Raw genomic sequence first — 15,552 nt, forward strand, 5'->3', positions numbered from 1 at the left:
AAGTTTTATGCTTGTGCTAATCCAAAGGGCAAGGATCGTTCCTAAGAATATGTTTTCGACCAGCCTGACCCCAACAAATCGCATTTTCGCAGCGTCATCTGCCCTGATAACATTGTTGTTCTGTTTGAACAGATCCGAAAAATCCGACCAAACGGCGTACAGGAACACAAATCCGGCGTTGAGAAAGAAGAACACGAGCGCGGCAAAAAAGATGTAAATTCCTGATAAGGCCAATGCGGCTCCCACAGACATAATATCCGGCCGGGCCAAGATGATTATGGGCCAGCTTACCGCTGTGTTCCCTAGCTCATTGCGCAGAATTGGTGTCAGGTAGCCACCCACCCATTGTAGAAGGAAAACAAAGAATACGCTGATAGCTATGGCAAGCCAAAGAAGCATCGACAGCGAACTAACCTTATCTAACCAACCCTCTTGAGGGCTTCGTCGCTCGTCGTTCAAGAACATCATGCGGGTATCAGTCTTCCAGAAGTTAATTGTTCGTGACACCGTCATTAAGAAAAAGGGTAGCAGAACGAGATCATGGATGATCCAGCTCGGACTCCAAAGGTATCCGACCTGCTTATTTGTCCCATCCGGGGTCGTGTAAGTTACACTTAGAACACCTAATAGAGCCGCAAGAAATAGGATTCCCGTCAGCCAAAACCAGACCACAACCGATGGGGTCACTGGGTCAGCGAAAAGTGCTTCTAGTCGAGCTGGTATTTGGCGTCTTCGACGTACCTTGGGTGGCTGGATGCTGGTATCAAGTACTTCGTGACCTTCATTGTGACCGTTAATGGATTGATCCCCGTCAAGTCCACGGCCCTCAATGAAGACCCTCCGAGCAGATAGGAGGGCTGTTTGCCAATCCGAAATCTCATCGGGGCTACCGCACCCAAATACTTGCGCCAACCAACGGCAGTTCGTTGTGCTAACATTTCGCTTGTTCTTGCTATCAAACCAATACTGTACGGTACGAAGATCTACTGATGCGTCGGGGTGATCGATCTCCGATATCGCATTTGCTAATGTGTTGGGTGTCCATTTGTTCTTAGGAATACCCTTTGAATCGACGATTTGACCGATACCTCTTTCGACGGCATACAGAAACAGGTCTTTGATGTCGCGCCCGTCTGACGGCGGCACCTCATAAAGTTTTCCACGCTTAATCAACATTCACAACCCTGCGCATTGTTGCGTCCTCGATTCAACGGTTGCTCTTCAGAACTCAGGATATAGCCTTTCCAAGCTTTATCCTAGGAATTTAGTTGAAGTAAATCAATAAGATAAATGTCGTTTGTTCGTTCTTGTTCAGTTCCGTTCACTTCTGTTCGTTATTTGTCTGGAGTACTTCCCTTACAATCAACAATAGGTTGCATCAATTTTAGTAGCAAAACCGTTTCAAGTTTTCGGTGCAGTAGCCAACATCGAGAGGAAGATGAAATGAATTTCGAGAAGATAATACCAAACGCCTCAATGCGTCTGGCCGGGGCCGCGTTCATATCGTCAAGCAATCGCCGGATAACATCGAAAATCGGAGCCGTGATGGAGACGGATCAGTCTGAACTAATACTCTGGCTGCATGCGTACCCATTGATGGGACACAACGTCCAGCTGTCGTTCATTCGTGAACAAGGCAAAGGAACATCGGATGTGTCCGTTATCATCGACCACAACACACTGAAGTCCGAGTTTTCTATTGGCGAAGCTGAGTTCAGTGGGAAGAATGCTACGGTTCGCTTGTTCAGTGTACCGGTCTTTCAGGCGACTTTGAAGCTGGCATCACCAACAACTCCAGTTCCACGCATCGATGCCGGGTCACTGACCCTCCAAAATGAGGGTCATCACGCCCTAGGCTCCGCACAGTAAACCGCCCGAAGCCCAGAACTCGGCTGTCACTATTTCGTGGAGTCAATACGGGCCCTGAGGTCTCTACGAGCCCTCGACGCCCATTTGTCTCATACGAAAAGAAACAGCTCCGATCTGCCCATACGGCATCCATCGCCATCTGACTAAGCTGGGTTTTGACTGTGCCGTTGCCTCGCCCTCAATGATCCCACGTAAATCGGGCGACCGGATCAAGACAGACCGGCGCGATGGTGAGCCATGTGGTCGCCATCGGTTCGAGATCCATGGCGAACGATGCTGGCCCGGCTGTGGCGCGCTGGAGAGCTTACACCGATGTGGACAGCCGATGCGGGGTAACGCTCGATGTGACGCGATCCTAAAAACAGCTAATACGTCGATCCAGAACGCCGCCCTCCGGGCGGCTTAGCTTGATTTCCGTCTGTCGGGTGGCCGGTGATTTCCCTTAGCAGATTCATTCTGGCTCCCAACCGCGCAAAGCGCGGTCCTCCTCTGCGTTCCGGCCCTGCGGGTGTTCACCAGCCTGAATCAGCACGGGTCATCTTTCACCGCCCCCCTCTGCGCCGAGAAAACGCGGGAAGGGGGGATTGGGGGCTAACGACACCGACGACCCCCCTGCCCTGCCCCACCGGCAAGTGCGATACAGCCGCTCCTGTCTGAAGACTGCGCCCAAATTCAAACAAAAAGAGAAAAGGCGGCTTCGCCGTTCATCGATCCCAGTTGGGATCGGAAAGAGAGCCTTTGCCCGATGGTCGAGGTCCAGATTCACCAAAAGAAGGAACGACAAATGACTAAGCAATCCAAAATTACTGCAGAAACCGCCGTCACAAACAAGACCCAGCTGATCGCGCTGTCCGACACATATGTGTCGGAACACAATCCGCGGTTCAATGAAGAAATCGATGAAGATTCAATCAAGGATCTCGCTGAAACAATCGTAGCCCGTGGCCTTATGCAGAACGTTTGCGGTCTTATTGATGACAAAGGGAAGGTTGGAATTGTTGCCGGGCGCCGTCGTTGGCACGCGCTGCAACTGGCTGTGAAAGAACGCCCGGATCTGGAAACGATCGAGGTACGCGTGACTGACGACCTCGAAACTGCTCTTGCATGGGCATTGCTTGAAAACACAGCACGCGAAGAAATGGATGTTGTCGACGAGATAAGACACTACGGCAGTTCACTTCAAACCGGCCTATCGATTTCCCAAGTCGCGAAAGCGTACTGCGTGACCGAAGCGCATGTGCGCCGCCGCGCCGCCCTGGCAAAATTGCCGGGGCTCGTACTTGATGCAGTCAAGGCAGGTGACCTCAGCCTCAGCGATGCCCAGGCTTTCACGGTCAGTGATGACGAGGCAAAGCAGTTGGAAGTTTTGGAAGCGATCTCGGAGGGGGCTATTGGCATGCACACCACATCAAACAAGCGCTTACTGAAGAAAAGCCAAGCACCACATGCCGGATGGCGCAGTACGTGGGATTGAACGCATACAAAAAAGCTGGCGGCACAATAGACACGAACTTGTTTGATGATGAGGCCGTCATCAACGACGCGTCGAAACTCGACGAGTTGTTCAGTGCGAAACTGATGAAAGCTGCAAAAGCGTTTCAGAAAAAGGAAAAGTGGGCGTGGGTCGATATCAGCGATGCGTCTCACATCATGCCCTATCAGCTGACCGACGACGGTGAGTTGGCACTGATACGACCAATACCTGGTGAGCTGACTGACGACCAGCAGGCACGATACGTTGAGCTCGATGAAGAACCATACTGGAACATGGAGAGCGAGAAGCGTAAAGAAAAGCAGGCGTTGGATGATATTTTGGTCGGCGAATACTCAGACGAACAACACGCGATGGCAGGAGCGGTCCTATATGTCGCCAACAACGGCACAGTGCGTGAAATCGTCGGCCTGGTGAAGGCAGAAGATCGCAACAAAGCGGTTGAAGCTGGTTTTCTAAAGTCAGACGAAGCCAAAGCAGCAGATGAAGCTGCAGACGCAGCCGAGAAAAAAGCAAACAAGCCCGCCTTCGCTGCAGCCTTTATCGAAGACATGACCGCAATCCGTTTGGCCGCGTTCCAGACGGCGCTGCTGCGGAAACCGGAACTGGTCTTGGACCTTTTAGCTTTTGGGCTGTCGCGTGGTTCGCATTGGGGCAACGAGACTATGGCAGTGCGTTTCGACATGGAGCGTAACATGCCTAAAAACGATGATGACGCATTCAGACTTTGCCCTGATCTTGGAGGAGATATGCCCGATGGTGAAGATGATGAGGACGATTGGGATGCCGAAGAGGCACCAATTGTCGAGGCGTTTGAGGCGTTCCTCGCTCAAGGAAAGAAGGCCCGCAATGTAGAAATCACGGAGTCGTTTGCTCGCGCGTTCAAAACGCAAGAAGCCGATATGATGACCCTCATCGCCGAGAAGGCTGGTGTCAGCATCCGTGAAATCTGGGCGCCAACAGCCGCAAATTGCTTCAAGCGCATGAAGGCGGCGCAGCTAGATACCCTGTTCTTGCAATTGCTTGAACGCGAGGCAGACAGCGCAGAGTTCCGAACTTTCAAGAAACTGAAAAAGGGCGAGAAGGATCAGAAGATGCACGCGCTGTTTCATGATGCAGACGTGCAGGCGATCTACAAGGTCACATCGACCCAGAAGGCGCGCATCAATGAATGGACCCCAGCTTGCTTCTAGCATTCGGGCGGGGGCGCAGCTGCGCCCCCTGCCCTATGCGAGGCGTTCGCCACATACCAAATACTAGGAGCGCCGAACGCTTAAACATCACCTTATCGAACTTCCTACGACGAGTGTTGAGGACGGTTTTGCACGCGTGCAAAAAGTTAACCTCGGGCGTGCTTGGCAGTTCGAACTGGCTAGTTTTTTGGCTGGTATGGCCCTAAATGTGCGCTGAAAACTGGTAGGCGTACAATATATGTACAAAATTCCCAAAACCGTGCTATTAACTCTTGGAATCGATTCCGCCAGAGAATCGAGTGAGAGCGGTGATATGAGCGGTAGCATAGAACAATTCCTTCAAGAGCTCGAGCGAGGCCTTGGTCGGACAATGGTCTCGGTCAATAAGGAGCTGACGTTGCGAGACAGGATCAAGCGGTCTTGGTCCATGCGCCAATGCGCTCGATTCCTAGACATCAGTCATCAGCACCTGACCAAGTTTGCCAAGGATAATGACGATTTTCCTGCAGGCAAACATGTTGGTCGTGAGCGCGTATTCACGCTGTCAGAGTTGATGCACATCCGCGCGCTCATGGCCGCATCCGCGAAGCGCCCTGATCACTTCCTTGCATGGCGCAAGCCTGGGGATACTCTGCCTGTCATTTCTTTTGCGAGCCAAAAAGGTGGTACAGCCAAGTCGTTGAGTGCAGCACACTTCGCACAGTATCTCAGCTTGCATTACGGCATGCGCGTGGGTGTCATGGATGCGGATCCCCAGAGCACAATCACACTCTACTTCGTAGGTGGTGACGAAATGCCGACTCTACCCAATGACGAAACCCCGACGATGGTAGATTTTGCGGGTTTGTTCCAAACCGACGAAGAATCGCCCTACACCGACTATGATGCATCAACCCTCGATAGCTTCTTTAAGAAGACATCTTGGCCGGGCGTGCGCCTCGTTCCAGCACATGGGGAGACATCGGAAGGAGAGATCCAGATCGCACGGCTGTTGCGTGCCGGTACGCCCGAGAAACGATTCTATCGTTTCTTGCGCGACTCCATAGAGCGTTGGAAGGAAGGCCATCAGCCTCAAACCCGCCCGGACGAACTGGTGCACGATGGTCGGGTCGACAGGTCCAAGCTTGATGCGGCGCTCAATGAGACACTCGATTGCATCATTATTGATTATCAGCCTGCGCTCACGCTCTTCCAGCTCAATAATGTAATGGCATCGACGTCGCTTATCATCCCGCAAACTATGAAGGGTTTTGACATTGCAACTCTTTCGACCTTCGTCACAGGGTTGCTCACAATGTTACGCCACATCTTTGCGACCGACCGGATCGATATGGGTGGGGCTGCTCATATGTTGCTGCCGACCATCGTTCAACGAACTAACGAACAGGACCTGGCGCAAGTTGGGAACCTTCTCGAGAATTGTCCTGACGAAGTGCTGCCGGTATTCTACCTGAGATCTGACTCTATCTCGAACGCGTCCGATGTGTATCAGTCAGTCTACGAGTATGACCCTGATACTCCCGGTAAGCGGAAGGGCATCAATCGCTTCATCGAAAACGCAGACGCCGTTAATGATGCCATTGTCGCACGCCTCTGGCCAGGCTTGGAGCGCGGTTATGCGGATGAGTGGATGAAGAGTTTCTATGACTTTGAGGAGGAAGCTTGATGAAGAGAACTTTGAGCAGCTCCGTTCTCAAGAAAAAGGCTGTGGCAGCAGAAGATGACGCTGCGAATGGCACCGCTGAAGATCTTGTGGAACACGAGCAAGAGGCTCTCTCTGATACACCTAGCGGCTTGAAGCCGCGACTAGGTGGCTCGGGCAGCGCATGGAAAGCTGGTGCGCTTTCGGATGCGGGGCAAGTTCTACAAGCCGAACGTGCTCAGGTCGTTGACCGGATACTATCAGGGAGGCACGAACTTCGAATTGATCCGGCACAGATTGTCGATGTAGTGGGTACTGATCGGCGTGACGATTGGCGTGATCAGGAGGCCTTTGAGAAGTTAAAAGACAGCATAGCGAGGAATGGCCAGGATACGCCAATACATGTCTGGCCAGCTGACCCGAACTGGCGTCCTGATGAGCGTCAGCCTGAAAACGTCGAGGGCGTATCCTTTCAATTGATTGTTGGACGGCGTCGTCATGCCATACTTGAGGCACTTGGCCAGCCGGTCCGAGCGTTGCTCGTACCTCAATCGCAGCGCGGTTCTGATGAAGAGCAGTTCGAGATGCTCTTCATGCGCTTTCGGGAGAACGAAGAGCGTGAAAACCTCAGCGCCTTCGAGCGGCTAGTCTCTATCGGCGAAATGTTTGAACGGCTCCAAGAAGCAAAGATGGACGGAAAGCTGTCCGCCACAGAGTTCGCGAAACGCGTGGGAGTTCACAATAGTGCTGTTTCCAGAGGGCGTGCAGTTTTCGCGGCCAAAGATGAGATTTTGCACGCGTGCAAAAATGTTTATGAACTCAGTCACCGCGACCTCGAGCAGGTCCTAATGGACCTGTCTGGCAAGGCTTCTAAGCTAGCAAAGAAGAAGCCGAAGACGACCAAGAAGCTCACTGTTCGACGCAAGATCGGTGCAAAAAGTCTGAGCCTAGTGGGGCAGGGGGGTCGTCTTTCTGTGGCCGCGACAGGGCTTACACTGACTGAAGATGTCCTCAACGGATTGGGTGATGTCATCGCTGAGTATTTAGAGAAACACGGATCGAAGTAAGAGGCAGGAGCCGCGGAGACGGCGTTCTTCGATCTCAACAGAGGCAAGAAACAGGATCACACATGCAATGATTTAACGGCAAAAGAAAAGCCCTCCACCTTGCGGTTAGAGAGCCAATCTATCTGTGTTGCAGCTTTTAGATAGCACTCCTCGCAAATCGTTGTCAACGAAACACCGGTTTGGTGAACGGATTTCTTTTGTCTTCTTTTGAGCAGAGGAGGCGAGAAACATCTCATGAAACATACAGGTTGGCGCAAGCCAACACCGGGCCTTGTGGTTGCTGAACAGCACGCACGAGCCGGTGAACGGCTTTTTGTACCCAAATCCCAGGCGATTGTTGCCACCAAGAAGGTGGCGGCCGCGATCGGGCTTAAATCGCAGGATCTCCTGCTTTTGGACACTTTTGGGGCTGTGACACAGCCGCAGGATTGGGAGCAGGGCAGGCGGCCCATTGTCTGGGCCTCCAACAACTTTCTTATGGAGCAAACAGGGTTCTCCCTGGCAACGCTCAGGCGGCACGTCAGGCGTCTCTGTGAAGCCGGTCTGATCTGGATGAAGGACAGCCCCAACGGCAAGCGCTATGGCATCCGAGACGACGATGGCTACATCCTAGACGCTTATGGCTTCGATCTCGCGCCTCTGGCGGCCCGCGCGGCAGAGTTTGAAGCCCTGCATGCGCAGATCAAGGAGGAGCGCCAGTACTGCAAGGCCCTCCGCAATACGATCACCGTAACGCGCAGGACAATTCGCGCGAAGATCGAAAAAGCCGTGGAGAGCCGTTTGCGGGGCCCTTGGCGCGATCTGCAGGATGAGTTCGCCATGTTGCTTGAGCGGCTTCCCAAGCGCTCTACGGGGCCGGAGACGCTCCGTGATGTGGTTGCATGGTTTAAAGCCCTGCAACAGCGCGTGGAACAGGCCTTCGAGGCGGCTTTTGACTGGCCAGAGCAACCGGACGCAGATTCAGCAACTCAGGACCTTCAAACGGAAGCTGATGTTGTTTCTCTTCATCAAAATATGACACCCACGGGTGTCTCTGATGAGACCCACATACTAACTACAAATGAACCTTATCCTGTAAATAGTAACCGCTTTGAAACAAAGCGCGCGGCAGGCGCTGTGCCAGAACAGCCACCGGCAGAGCGGGTTGAGAGGCCTGATGATGTGGACCTTGAGGGTGAGTGGAGCACACATACCAACAAAGCACGATCAGATATCGATATACCCATGCTGATGCTGACCTGTCCGCAGTTCGGGGAGATGGCGCGCGACCTGGAAGGCTATATCCGCGATTGGAACGGTGTGCATCGGGCCGCCACCAAGATCAGGCCCATGGTGGGTATCTCGGAACATGCCTGGAACGTGGCGCAACGGGCGCTCGGGCCGGAGGTTGCCACTGCGGCACTGGCTCTGATCTACGACAAGCACGCGACCGGGGAGGTGTCTTCGCCAGGTGGCTATCTGCGCGGCATGGTTCAGAAGGCCCAAGCTGGTGAACTGCATCTAGAGCGCAGCTTCTATGGCCGATTGAGCGGGGTAAGGGCGTGACATGTGTCGCGTGACACTTGACACAGTGTCACGTCCAATGTAGGAGATTGCGATGAAGATCGAGAGCATCGGCCATAAGGGCCTCCGGCGCTTCTTTGAAACCGGAAACCCAAAAGGTCTGGTGGGTGACACGGGCAGGCTACGAAAGATGCTGGCCTTCATCGATGCCGCTGCAGATCTCGGAGAGCTGGGCACACCGCCGAATTACGGCCTGCACCAGTTGACCGGGGATCGAAAGGGGACCTGGTCGATGACCGTGACGAAAAACTGGCGGCTGACGTTCCGCATGAACGAAGATGGTGCGCTTATCGATATGGAATTGGAGGATTATCATGGCTCTTGAAATGCATCCATCGCTAACGGTCCATGTGGGTGATTGGCTCAAAACAGAGATTGTCGAACCGGCCTCCATCAGCGTGAAGGACCTTGCTGATCACTTTGGGGTGTCCCGGCAGGCTGTCAGCACCTTGCTCAACGGCAATGCCGGACTGTCGGCTGATATGGCGATCCGCTTCGAGAAGGCTTTTGGGGTCAAGGCGGATACGCTTTTGCGCATGCAAACCAGTTACGAACTGGCGCAGGCCCGGCAACATGAAGACGATATCAAGGTCCAAAAGCTGCGGGACGTGGCCTGATGACAGATTTTGGCGAAGATTGAGTGTTGTTGCGGTATTTCGGCTTTAGCTTGGGGCAGGGCCTATAGCCCCGCCGCCTTAGTCAGGTTCACCCGGAACCGATCTCGCCTGCGTTGATATCGCCTCGTCATCTCGGCTGATGCATGTCCGAGTTGTTTTTGCACATGACGTTCTTCGACATCCGCATAGGAGGCCAGACCAGAGCGCAGCGAATGGCCTGAGAAGAGCTTGAGCCGTTCTGCTTCTTTGAGCTCCGATCGAATGCCTGCATCCAGCATCGTCTTCTTGATCAGGCGGGCGACGTGTTTGTCTGAGAGACGTGCATCCTGAACCTTGGAATTGTCCCGCAGGACCCGTCGAAAAATTGGACCATGATCGATCTTTGCATAGTGCAGCCACTGCTCCAGCGCGTGGACAGGGCAGGATTGATCTGATGACCCGCGTCCGATCGCGGCCTCTTTCCATCCTGTTTTAGTAAGCTGACTGACGATCGCGCCTTCCTTTTCTATCTCTACCCAGCCTTTGCCGCCCAAGGTGTCGTCGCGGTTCACATCGAGGGCGACGATCTCAGACCGCCGGAACCCGCCCGCATAACCGAGAAGCAGGATAGCGCGGTCTCGCAGATCGCGCAGGCTGTAAGTGAGCGTGCCGACCATCTCTAGGAGTTCATGCGGCGCGATGGGTTCCTTCTGCACAGGTGGTCGCGCCATGGATCGCTTGATGCCTGCGAGCACCGTTGCAATGTGGCGGTCCTTGCGATCAAGGGTCTGCCCGCGTTGCTGATAGTTCCAGGCGAGGCCAGACAGCCGCAGCGGTCAATGGTGGCGTAGGAGAGGGCAGGGGAGCTGTCTTGCGGGGCGGTGCAGTCGGTGATGTAGAGGCCAATCAGCTGGGGGTCGGGGGTCGGTTGGTCGGCGCCACGCCGCCTGCACCAGCTGGCGAAATGCGCCCAGTCTGCCTTGTAGGCCTTGTTGGTGTTCTCGGCCGTAGCTTGTTCGGCAAAGCCGCGTGCGGTTTCCACGAGTTGCTCAAGGGAACCCGAAGCTGCGACCGCATCGGGAATAGCAATGGCGCGATCTCTCTCGTCCAGCGCGTCATCGTTGGGCGGGGCAGGGGGCGCTGAGGGCGATTTCTGGGCCATTTTTGTACCCCTATTCATGAGAATGCTGGCTTTCTGACATCCTAGATTTGCACGTCCGATAATGCAAACTTATTGGACGTAGCGAAGAACGGCAGAGTGGGGCGGTTTGTACCGTATATTGTGGACGAAAGCGCCGCGTGAGACTATTGTTGTGGTATGACTTACCAGGCCACTGCCATCTCCGACGACTTGACGACCTTACCGAAGCTGCCCGCCTGGGTCTCCTCCGGCCGTGCAGAAACCCTTGAAACTGTGGCTTTTCGGTCTGGCGCAGCTCTGACACTGCTGGATCAGCTGGCCGCTGATCCGAGGCACTGTGTGCCGGGCAAACTGCTGGCGAACCGGTCGGCGCTGAATGCAGCAACCGCCACCTCGAAACTGGAAGGGCGGCTGGCGCGGGAAGCGGATATCCGGGACGCGTATTATCTGACGCCACCGGGTGAGGCGCGGGGGCCCGATGGTGATTTGTTGGCGTTTTGGCGCGACGCGGTCCGTCTCAAACTGACGGGGCGTGATTGGCATGACGATGTCCAAGGTTTGGTTGGCGCGGCATTTGCCGATGATGTCGTGATGTTGATAGCGTCTGGTGCGACCCGCGCAAAAACCGAGGGACCGTTAGCGGGCTGTGTTGCCGTGATGCGCGCGGTTCTTGAGATGGACGATCGGGCGGAGCGGATTGCCTGTTTACTCTCGGATGTGGTTCTGGCGCGAACTCTCAATTGGAAAACCGCACTACCAATCACGGCGCAGCATCTCACCAAGGCGACTTTGCGAGACCTCGTCGCGGACGGGCAGGGGGGTGATCTGACCGTTCAGCAATGCATCCTTGGGTCCGTTGAAGACACGATCCGACTGGCGCGCGACCTCGCAGTAAGAGCAGCGACGCTTCACGTCATTGCGCCGAAGTTGCGCGCCAAGGGATCTGAGGCGGCGGTTGCGCTGTTCCTATCCGAGGATGCCGTGGCGCCGTCGATGATGCTGTCACCGATAATCCAAGGCACCACCATCCCGATGACGGATCGGGCCGCGCGGCGGTTCTGTGATCGGCTCGTCGAGCTTGGCGTGGCGCGGGAACTGACAGGACGTCCGACCTTCCGGCTCTATGGGATTGTGCGATGACCCGCACCGCCATGACCTCCGATGCCAAACGGGAGAACTCGAAACTGCAGGAGGCCGGACGCGACGGCGTGTTTGACCGGGAACTTGAAGACCTGCCGCAAGAGTTGCGCTGGCGCGAATGGATGGGGCGGATCGAGGCGGTGCTCTTTGCGAGCGCCACGCCAGTCGGGCGCGATGACCTGGCGCGCGTGGTGGGGCAGGGGGCCTCGGTTGAGATGCTGATCGACGACGTCCAAGCAGAGCTGGTGGGCTTAGCCCTACGAACTGGCCGAAGTTTCCGGCGGGTGGATGTTCCGAACCAAGACGCAGTTTGCGGACGCGATCAAGGCTGCAGCCGATCTCGGCGAGCAGTCGCTCGCCTTCACCGAAATGGAGATGGGCGTCCTTTGCGCCATCGCTTATCACCAGCCGATCGACCGGGCGGGCCTCAAGGACATCTTTGGCAAGGAGGTTAGCCGTGATCTGCTCGCGCGGCTGCGGTTCAAGGATCTGATCGCCAGCGGACCGCGGGCTCCGCGGCCTGGCGCGCCGCATACGTTTGTCACAACGGAGACGTTTCTGGTGATGTTTGATCTGCAGACGTTAAGGGATTTGCCGGAACTTGATTTGACGGTTGATGGCGCGGATGAGAATGCCCGGGCAGCGCAGTTGTGAGGCTCTTCACTTTCAATTGGTCGGGCTTTGACTTTCAATCAGTCGGAGGTGTGAGTGCCAATCAGACCACATCACGCTTTCAATCGGTCGGAACTTGACTTTCAATCGGTCGAGCGCGTACTTTCAATCGGTCGAAGGGAGTCGCGCGACTATGTATCCAAGATTTGCCAAGGCTAGAGTGGAAGAGGCTCTGTCCGACACCCGCGTGGTTCTCATCTCGGGGCCGCGTCAGTCCGGCAAAACCACGCTTGCAACCGACATCGCGTCGGACAAGATACCTTTTCTGACATTGGACGATGCCAACGTTTTGCAGTCGGCGATAGATGATCCGGTCGGATTCGTCCGCGGATTGGACCGCGCCGTGATCGACGAGATCCAACGCGCGCCCGACCTTCTGCTCGCTATCAAGAACTTGGTCGATGACGACAAGACACCGGGGCGGTTCCTCCTAACAGGTTCGGCCAACCTCATGACCATCCCAAAAGTGGCAGATTCCCTTGCTGGCCGCATGGAGGTCGTTCGATTATTGCCCCTCTCGCAGGCAGAGATCCTTGGGGCGAAATCGGGGTTCATTGATCGGGCTTTTGCGCGAGAGAAGCCGAGGGTTTAGCCACATGATCGTCGGTGACGACCTCGTTGAAAACGTCCTTTCCGGCGGGTATCCCGAAGCGCTTGGTCGAGCGCGATGGTCACGAAAGCAGGATTGGTATCATGGCTATCTTGATGCGATCGTCCAGCGAGACGTCAGAGACGTGGCCCAGATCGAACAACTTGCCATCATGCCGAAACTGATGTCAGTGCTTGCCGAGCACTCAGGACAGTTGGTTAACTACACTGGTATCGGTGCTTAGCCTTGACCTCAATCATGTCACCACGCAGAAGTATGTGAGTGTTTTTGAGAGCCTTTACCTCGTTCATACCCTGCAGCCCTGGTTCACAAATCGTCTGAAACGCCTGACCAAGTCGCCCAAATTGCATTTTTTCGACGCGGGCCTCCTCGCAGCGATGCGGGATGTTTCGCCGGACGTTGTCCGGAAGGACAAAACGAGCTTCGGTGCGATCCTGGAGACCTTCGTGTTCAGCGAACTGCGGAAGATAGCGACATGGAGTGAACAGCGGTGCACGTTCTCGCACTTCCGTGACAAGGACAGGAACGAGGTCGACATCGTATTGGAGAACCGCCGCGGTGAAATCGTCGGCGTCGAGGTAAAGTCGTCCGCCACCGTTTCGGCGGGTGATTTTTCAGGGATGCGCAAGCTCGCGGACGCCTGTGGCAAGAAATTCGTGCAGGGGATGGTTCTCTATGACCACGATCAGGTTGTACCGTTTGGTGAAAACATATTCGCTGCCCCGCTTTCATGCCTATGGAGTGCATCATGAGGATTCTAGAAAGGCGATGCATCAAAGAAATGGCTGGACGATTATTCAGCTTCCCAATTGTAAGCGGCGACTCCCGCTCGGCATTCGCGCTAGCCGCAGCTGAAGGAGTGCCAGAATGACAATGACCCAGGCGGATTTTTTGGCAAACGCATTGAACTGCGGAACCGCTTTGATCGGTGAAGTATCCGAGTGTCAGCAACAGAGTATTAGAAATGAAGCCTGGTCTGCATTCTGCCAAACTTTATTAACGCCAGCAGAAATCCAGTCGACGGAGCTTAAAAAATACACCGAGCGGTTGCGAGATTTAGATCGGATCTATTCGGCCTCCCTAGTTTACGCATCTGCACAACCAGCCAAGAAGCAAAAAGCTCTGGCTATGTATTTCACTCCGCCACCTTTAAGCGAATACGTATTAGATCGACTGGAGCGATTTGGCGTCAATTTCGGAGCTGGGCGGTTCATTGATCCCTCTGCGGGTGGAGCCTCTTTCATCGGCCCGATTGCAAATCGAATGCGCGACAGTGGAGCAACACCAAAGCAAGTACTGTCATCTCTTACTGGAATTGAGATTGATCCTGCACTTGCTGAGTTTGCGCGCGTCGCGGCTACAAGCGTCATTGAACAAGATGCGACCGAAGTGGTCCTAACCGGCAACGGCCTTGAGTTAGGTGAAATCGGTACCTACGACGCGGTGATTGGCAATCCTCCTTATCGTGTTCTGACACCGGCGGAACGAAAATGCATGCCTGTTTGGGCAAAGGAGACACTGGGTACATACGCGAACCTCTATGCGCTTTTTATGATGCGCGGGCTGCAGCTCTTAAAAGATGGTGGTGTGCTCGCCTTTTTGGTGCCAACGAGCTTCATCACAGGCCGATATTTTAAGCATTTACGTCAGCACCTAACGTCTCAATCAAGAATCTTGGCAATCGATACGATCTCCCAGCGGAAAAAGCTGTTCCGAGATGTGTCCCAGGACGTATGCCTGCTCATATGCAGAAAAGGAGTTCCAAAGCGTGGAGCCCGCCGTGCTGATGCGCGAATAGTCAATCAAGGAATGAAGTGGCGCCGACAAGATAGATATCTGATTGATTCGTACTCAGACGAACCTTGGCATGCGACACCGCCGGTCGCCAAAAACTCGACAGTACAAACGCTAGAAGACTATGGCTATCAAGTCCGTTGCGGTTCCATCGTACACAATCGCGACAGGGGTTTGCTCAGCGGTGTACGTCGAAAACGGCGTAACGCTGTACCACTTGTCTGGGGTCACGTTATCAAACCTGGGCAAAACGCCGAACCGGCATCACGCCGCTGCCAACCTGGTGATGGGCCTGTAACATTTGTTTCCGTATTGGAGCGGACCGCGCCGTTAACCTGCCCCTCGATAGTATTGCAGCGAACAAACAGTGGAGATCAAGTCCGCAGGATTCGAGCCGGGATCGTTGATCAAACTTGGATCGACAAATATGGAGCGTTCTACGCAGAAAACCACGTAGTGGTTATTTCTCCGTTACCCGAGGTCAATCAGGAAATTGGCCTTCGTTTGCTTTGGCGTGTCCTTTCTTCTGAAGCGGTGGACCAGAGGTTGCGGCCGCTCCTGTCCTCAAACAGCGTCAATATCGCTGCGCTTCGTAAGCTACCGCTTCCCGACTTCAGATATCTGCGCCAGCAAGGCATTTTGGGAATTGATGAAGCGGCGTTCGAAGCAATCCTCGAAAAGGCCTACTCTTCGTGAAGGGGCGAAAGCACTTCCACGGAGACGCCTCTGATCCACTGTCAGAACTGCAGACCCGGCGCCAACAGCAAAAGGAG

At 54.6% G+C, this 15,552-nt stretch carries 14 protein-coding genes and 3 pseudogenes; 15 read left to right on the forward strand and 2 right to left on the reverse strand.

Going from position 1 to position 15,552, the window contains the following annotated elements; genetic code table 11:
• Positions 1-1,176, reverse strand: a 1,176-nt coding sequence (locus QTO30_RS20325) for a hypothetical protein (protein WP_340425990.1), incomplete at its 3' end; no start/stop codon positions are given.
• Between the two features lie 267 nt (positions 1,177-1,443).
• On the opposite strand from QTO30_RS20325, the gene QTO30_RS20330 reads away from it, so the two are divergent.
• The 9 genes and pseudogenes from QTO30_RS20330 (at position 1,444) to QTO30_RS20370 (ending at position 9,443) form a co-directional block, all read left to right on the forward strand.
• Positions 1,444-1,869, forward strand: a complete 426-nt coding sequence (locus QTO30_RS20330; protein ID WP_340425991.1) for a hypothetical protein — start codon at positions 1,444-1,446, stop codon at positions 1,867-1,869.
• Between the two features lie 121 nt (positions 1,870-1,990).
• Positions 1,991-2,202: pseudogene (locus tag QTO30_RS20335) on the forward strand (hypothetical protein); the annotation flags it as partial.
• A gap of 451 nt (positions 2,203-2,653) precedes the next feature.
• Positions 2,654-3,343, forward strand: coding sequence for a ParB/RepB/Spo0J family partition protein (locus tag QTO30_RS20340; RefSeq protein WP_340425992.1), 690 nt, complete (start codon positions 2,654-2,656; stop codon positions 3,341-3,343).
• Positions 3,334-4,554: a hypothetical protein gene (locus tag QTO30_RS20345; protein ID WP_340425993.1), complete on the forward strand. Its 1,221-nt coding sequence runs from the start codon at positions 3,334-3,336 to the stop codon at positions 4,552-4,554. Before QTO30_RS20340 ends, QTO30_RS20345 begins: the two co-directional genes overlap by 10 nt.
• A 313-nt stretch (positions 4,555-4,867) precedes the next feature.
• Positions 4,868-6,220, forward strand: a complete 1,353-nt coding sequence (locus tag QTO30_RS20350) for a ParA family protein (protein ID WP_340426165.1) — start codon at positions 4,868-4,870, stop codon at positions 6,218-6,220.
• Positions 6,220-7,263 carry a ParB N-terminal domain-containing protein gene (locus QTO30_RS20355; RefSeq protein WP_340425994.1) on the forward strand — a complete coding sequence of 348 codons (1,044 nt, stop codon included), beginning with the start codon at positions 6,220-6,222 and terminating at the stop codon, positions 7,261-7,263. Before QTO30_RS20350 ends, QTO30_RS20355 begins: the two co-directional genes overlap by 1 nt.
• Before the next feature lie 234 nt (positions 7,264-7,497).
• Positions 7,498-8,808, forward strand: a complete 1,311-nt coding sequence (gene repC / locus QTO30_RS20360) for a plasmid replication protein RepC (protein WP_340425995.1) — start codon at positions 7,498-7,500, stop codon at positions 8,806-8,808.
• A 52-nt stretch (positions 8,809-8,860) separates the two neighbouring features.
• A complete protein-coding gene (locus QTO30_RS20365; RefSeq protein ID WP_340425996.1) occupies positions 8,861-9,151 on the forward strand; it encodes a type II toxin-antitoxin system RelE/ParE family toxin in 291 nt (96 codons plus the stop codon).
• Positions 9,141-9,443: a HigA family addiction module antitoxin gene (locus tag QTO30_RS20370; RefSeq protein WP_340425997.1), complete on the forward strand. Its 303-nt coding sequence runs from the start codon at positions 9,141-9,143 to the stop codon at positions 9,441-9,443. Before QTO30_RS20365 ends, QTO30_RS20370 begins: the two co-directional genes overlap by 11 nt.
• Before the next feature lie 62 nt (positions 9,444-9,505).
• Here QTO30_RS20370 and QTO30_RS20375 read toward each other — a convergent pair.
• Positions 9,506-10,584, reverse strand: a pseudogene (locus QTO30_RS20375) (tyrosine-type recombinase/integrase).
• Positions 10,585-10,740: 156 nt separating this feature from the next.
• On the opposite strand from QTO30_RS20375, the gene QTO30_RS20380 reads away from it, so the two are divergent.
• From QTO30_RS20380 to QTO30_RS20405, 6 genes and pseudogenes are all read left to right on the forward strand, one after another.
• Complete coding sequence (locus QTO30_RS20380; protein WP_340425998.1) at positions 10,741-11,703, forward strand: DUF1403 family protein; 963 nt, start codon at positions 10,741-10,743, stop codon at positions 11,701-11,703.
• A gap of 11 nt (positions 11,704-11,714) precedes the next feature.
• Positions 11,715-12,357: pseudogene (gene scpB, locus QTO30_RS20385) on the forward strand (SMC-Scp complex subunit ScpB).
• Between the two features lie 151 nt (positions 12,358-12,508).
• Positions 12,509-12,967, forward strand: a complete 459-nt coding sequence (locus tag QTO30_RS20390) for an ATP-binding protein (protein ID WP_340425999.1) — start codon at positions 12,509-12,511, stop codon at positions 12,965-12,967.
• 4 nt (positions 12,968-12,971) lie between these two features.
• Positions 12,972-13,208: a hypothetical protein gene (locus tag QTO30_RS20395; RefSeq protein WP_340426000.1), complete on the forward strand. Its 237-nt coding sequence runs from the start codon at positions 12,972-12,974 to the stop codon at positions 13,206-13,208.
• On the forward strand, positions 13,201-13,737 hold the full coding sequence (locus QTO30_RS20400) for an ATP-binding protein (RefSeq protein WP_340426001.1): 537 nt from the start codon (positions 13,201-13,203) through the stop codon (positions 13,735-13,737). The genes QTO30_RS20395 and QTO30_RS20400 overlap by 8 nt, the downstream gene beginning before the upstream one ends.
• A 115-nt stretch (positions 13,738-13,852) precedes the next feature.
• Positions 13,853-15,475, forward strand: a complete 1,623-nt coding sequence (locus QTO30_RS20405) for an HsdM family class I SAM-dependent methyltransferase (protein ID WP_340426002.1) — start codon at positions 13,853-13,855, stop codon at positions 15,473-15,475.
• Positions 15,476-15,552: the final 77 nt, after the last annotated feature.

The sequence above is a fragment of the Yoonia sp. GPGPB17 genome, from assembly GCF_037892195.1.
GTDB lineage: Bacteria > Pseudomonadota > Alphaproteobacteria > Rhodobacterales > Rhodobacteraceae > Yoonia.

Excerpts from the sequence above, each read along its gene's own strand:
- QTO30_RS20330 (WP_340425991.1), top strand. The coding sequence starts at position 1,444 with ATGAATTTCGAGAAGATAATACCAAACGCCTCAATGCGTCTGGCCGGG.
- QTO30_RS20340 (WP_340425992.1), top strand. The coding sequence starts at position 2,654 with ATGACTAAGCAATCCAAAATTACTGCAGAAACCGCCGTCACAAACAAG.
- QTO30_RS20350 (WP_340426165.1), top strand. The coding sequence starts at position 4,868 with ATGAGCGGTAGCATAGAACAATTCCTTCAAGAGCTCGAGCGAGGCCTT.
- QTO30_RS20355 (WP_340425994.1), top strand. The coding sequence starts at position 6,220 with ATGAAGAGAACTTTGAGCAGCTCCGTTCTCAAGAAAAAGGCTGTGGCA.
- repC (WP_340425995.1), top strand. The coding sequence starts at position 7,498 with ATGAAACATACAGGTTGGCGCAAGCCAACACCGGGCCTTGTGGTTGCT.
- QTO30_RS20365 (WP_340425996.1), top strand. The coding sequence starts at position 8,861 with ATGAAGATCGAGAGCATCGGCCATAAGGGCCTCCGGCGCTTCTTTGAA.
- QTO30_RS20370 (WP_340425997.1), top strand. The coding sequence starts at position 9,141 with ATGGCTCTTGAAATGCATCCATCGCTAACGGTCCATGTGGGTGATTGG.
- QTO30_RS20380 (WP_340425998.1), top strand. The coding sequence starts at position 10,741 with ATGACTTACCAGGCCACTGCCATCTCCGACGACTTGACGACCTTACCG.
- QTO30_RS20390 (WP_340425999.1), top strand. The coding sequence starts at position 12,509 with ATGTATCCAAGATTTGCCAAGGCTAGAGTGGAAGAGGCTCTGTCCGAC.
- QTO30_RS20395 (WP_340426000.1), top strand. The coding sequence starts at position 12,972 with ATGATCGTCGGTGACGACCTCGTTGAAAACGTCCTTTCCGGCGGGTAT.
- QTO30_RS20405 (WP_340426002.1), top strand. The coding sequence starts at position 13,853 with ATGACAATGACCCAGGCGGATTTTTTGGCAAACGCATTGAACTGCGGA.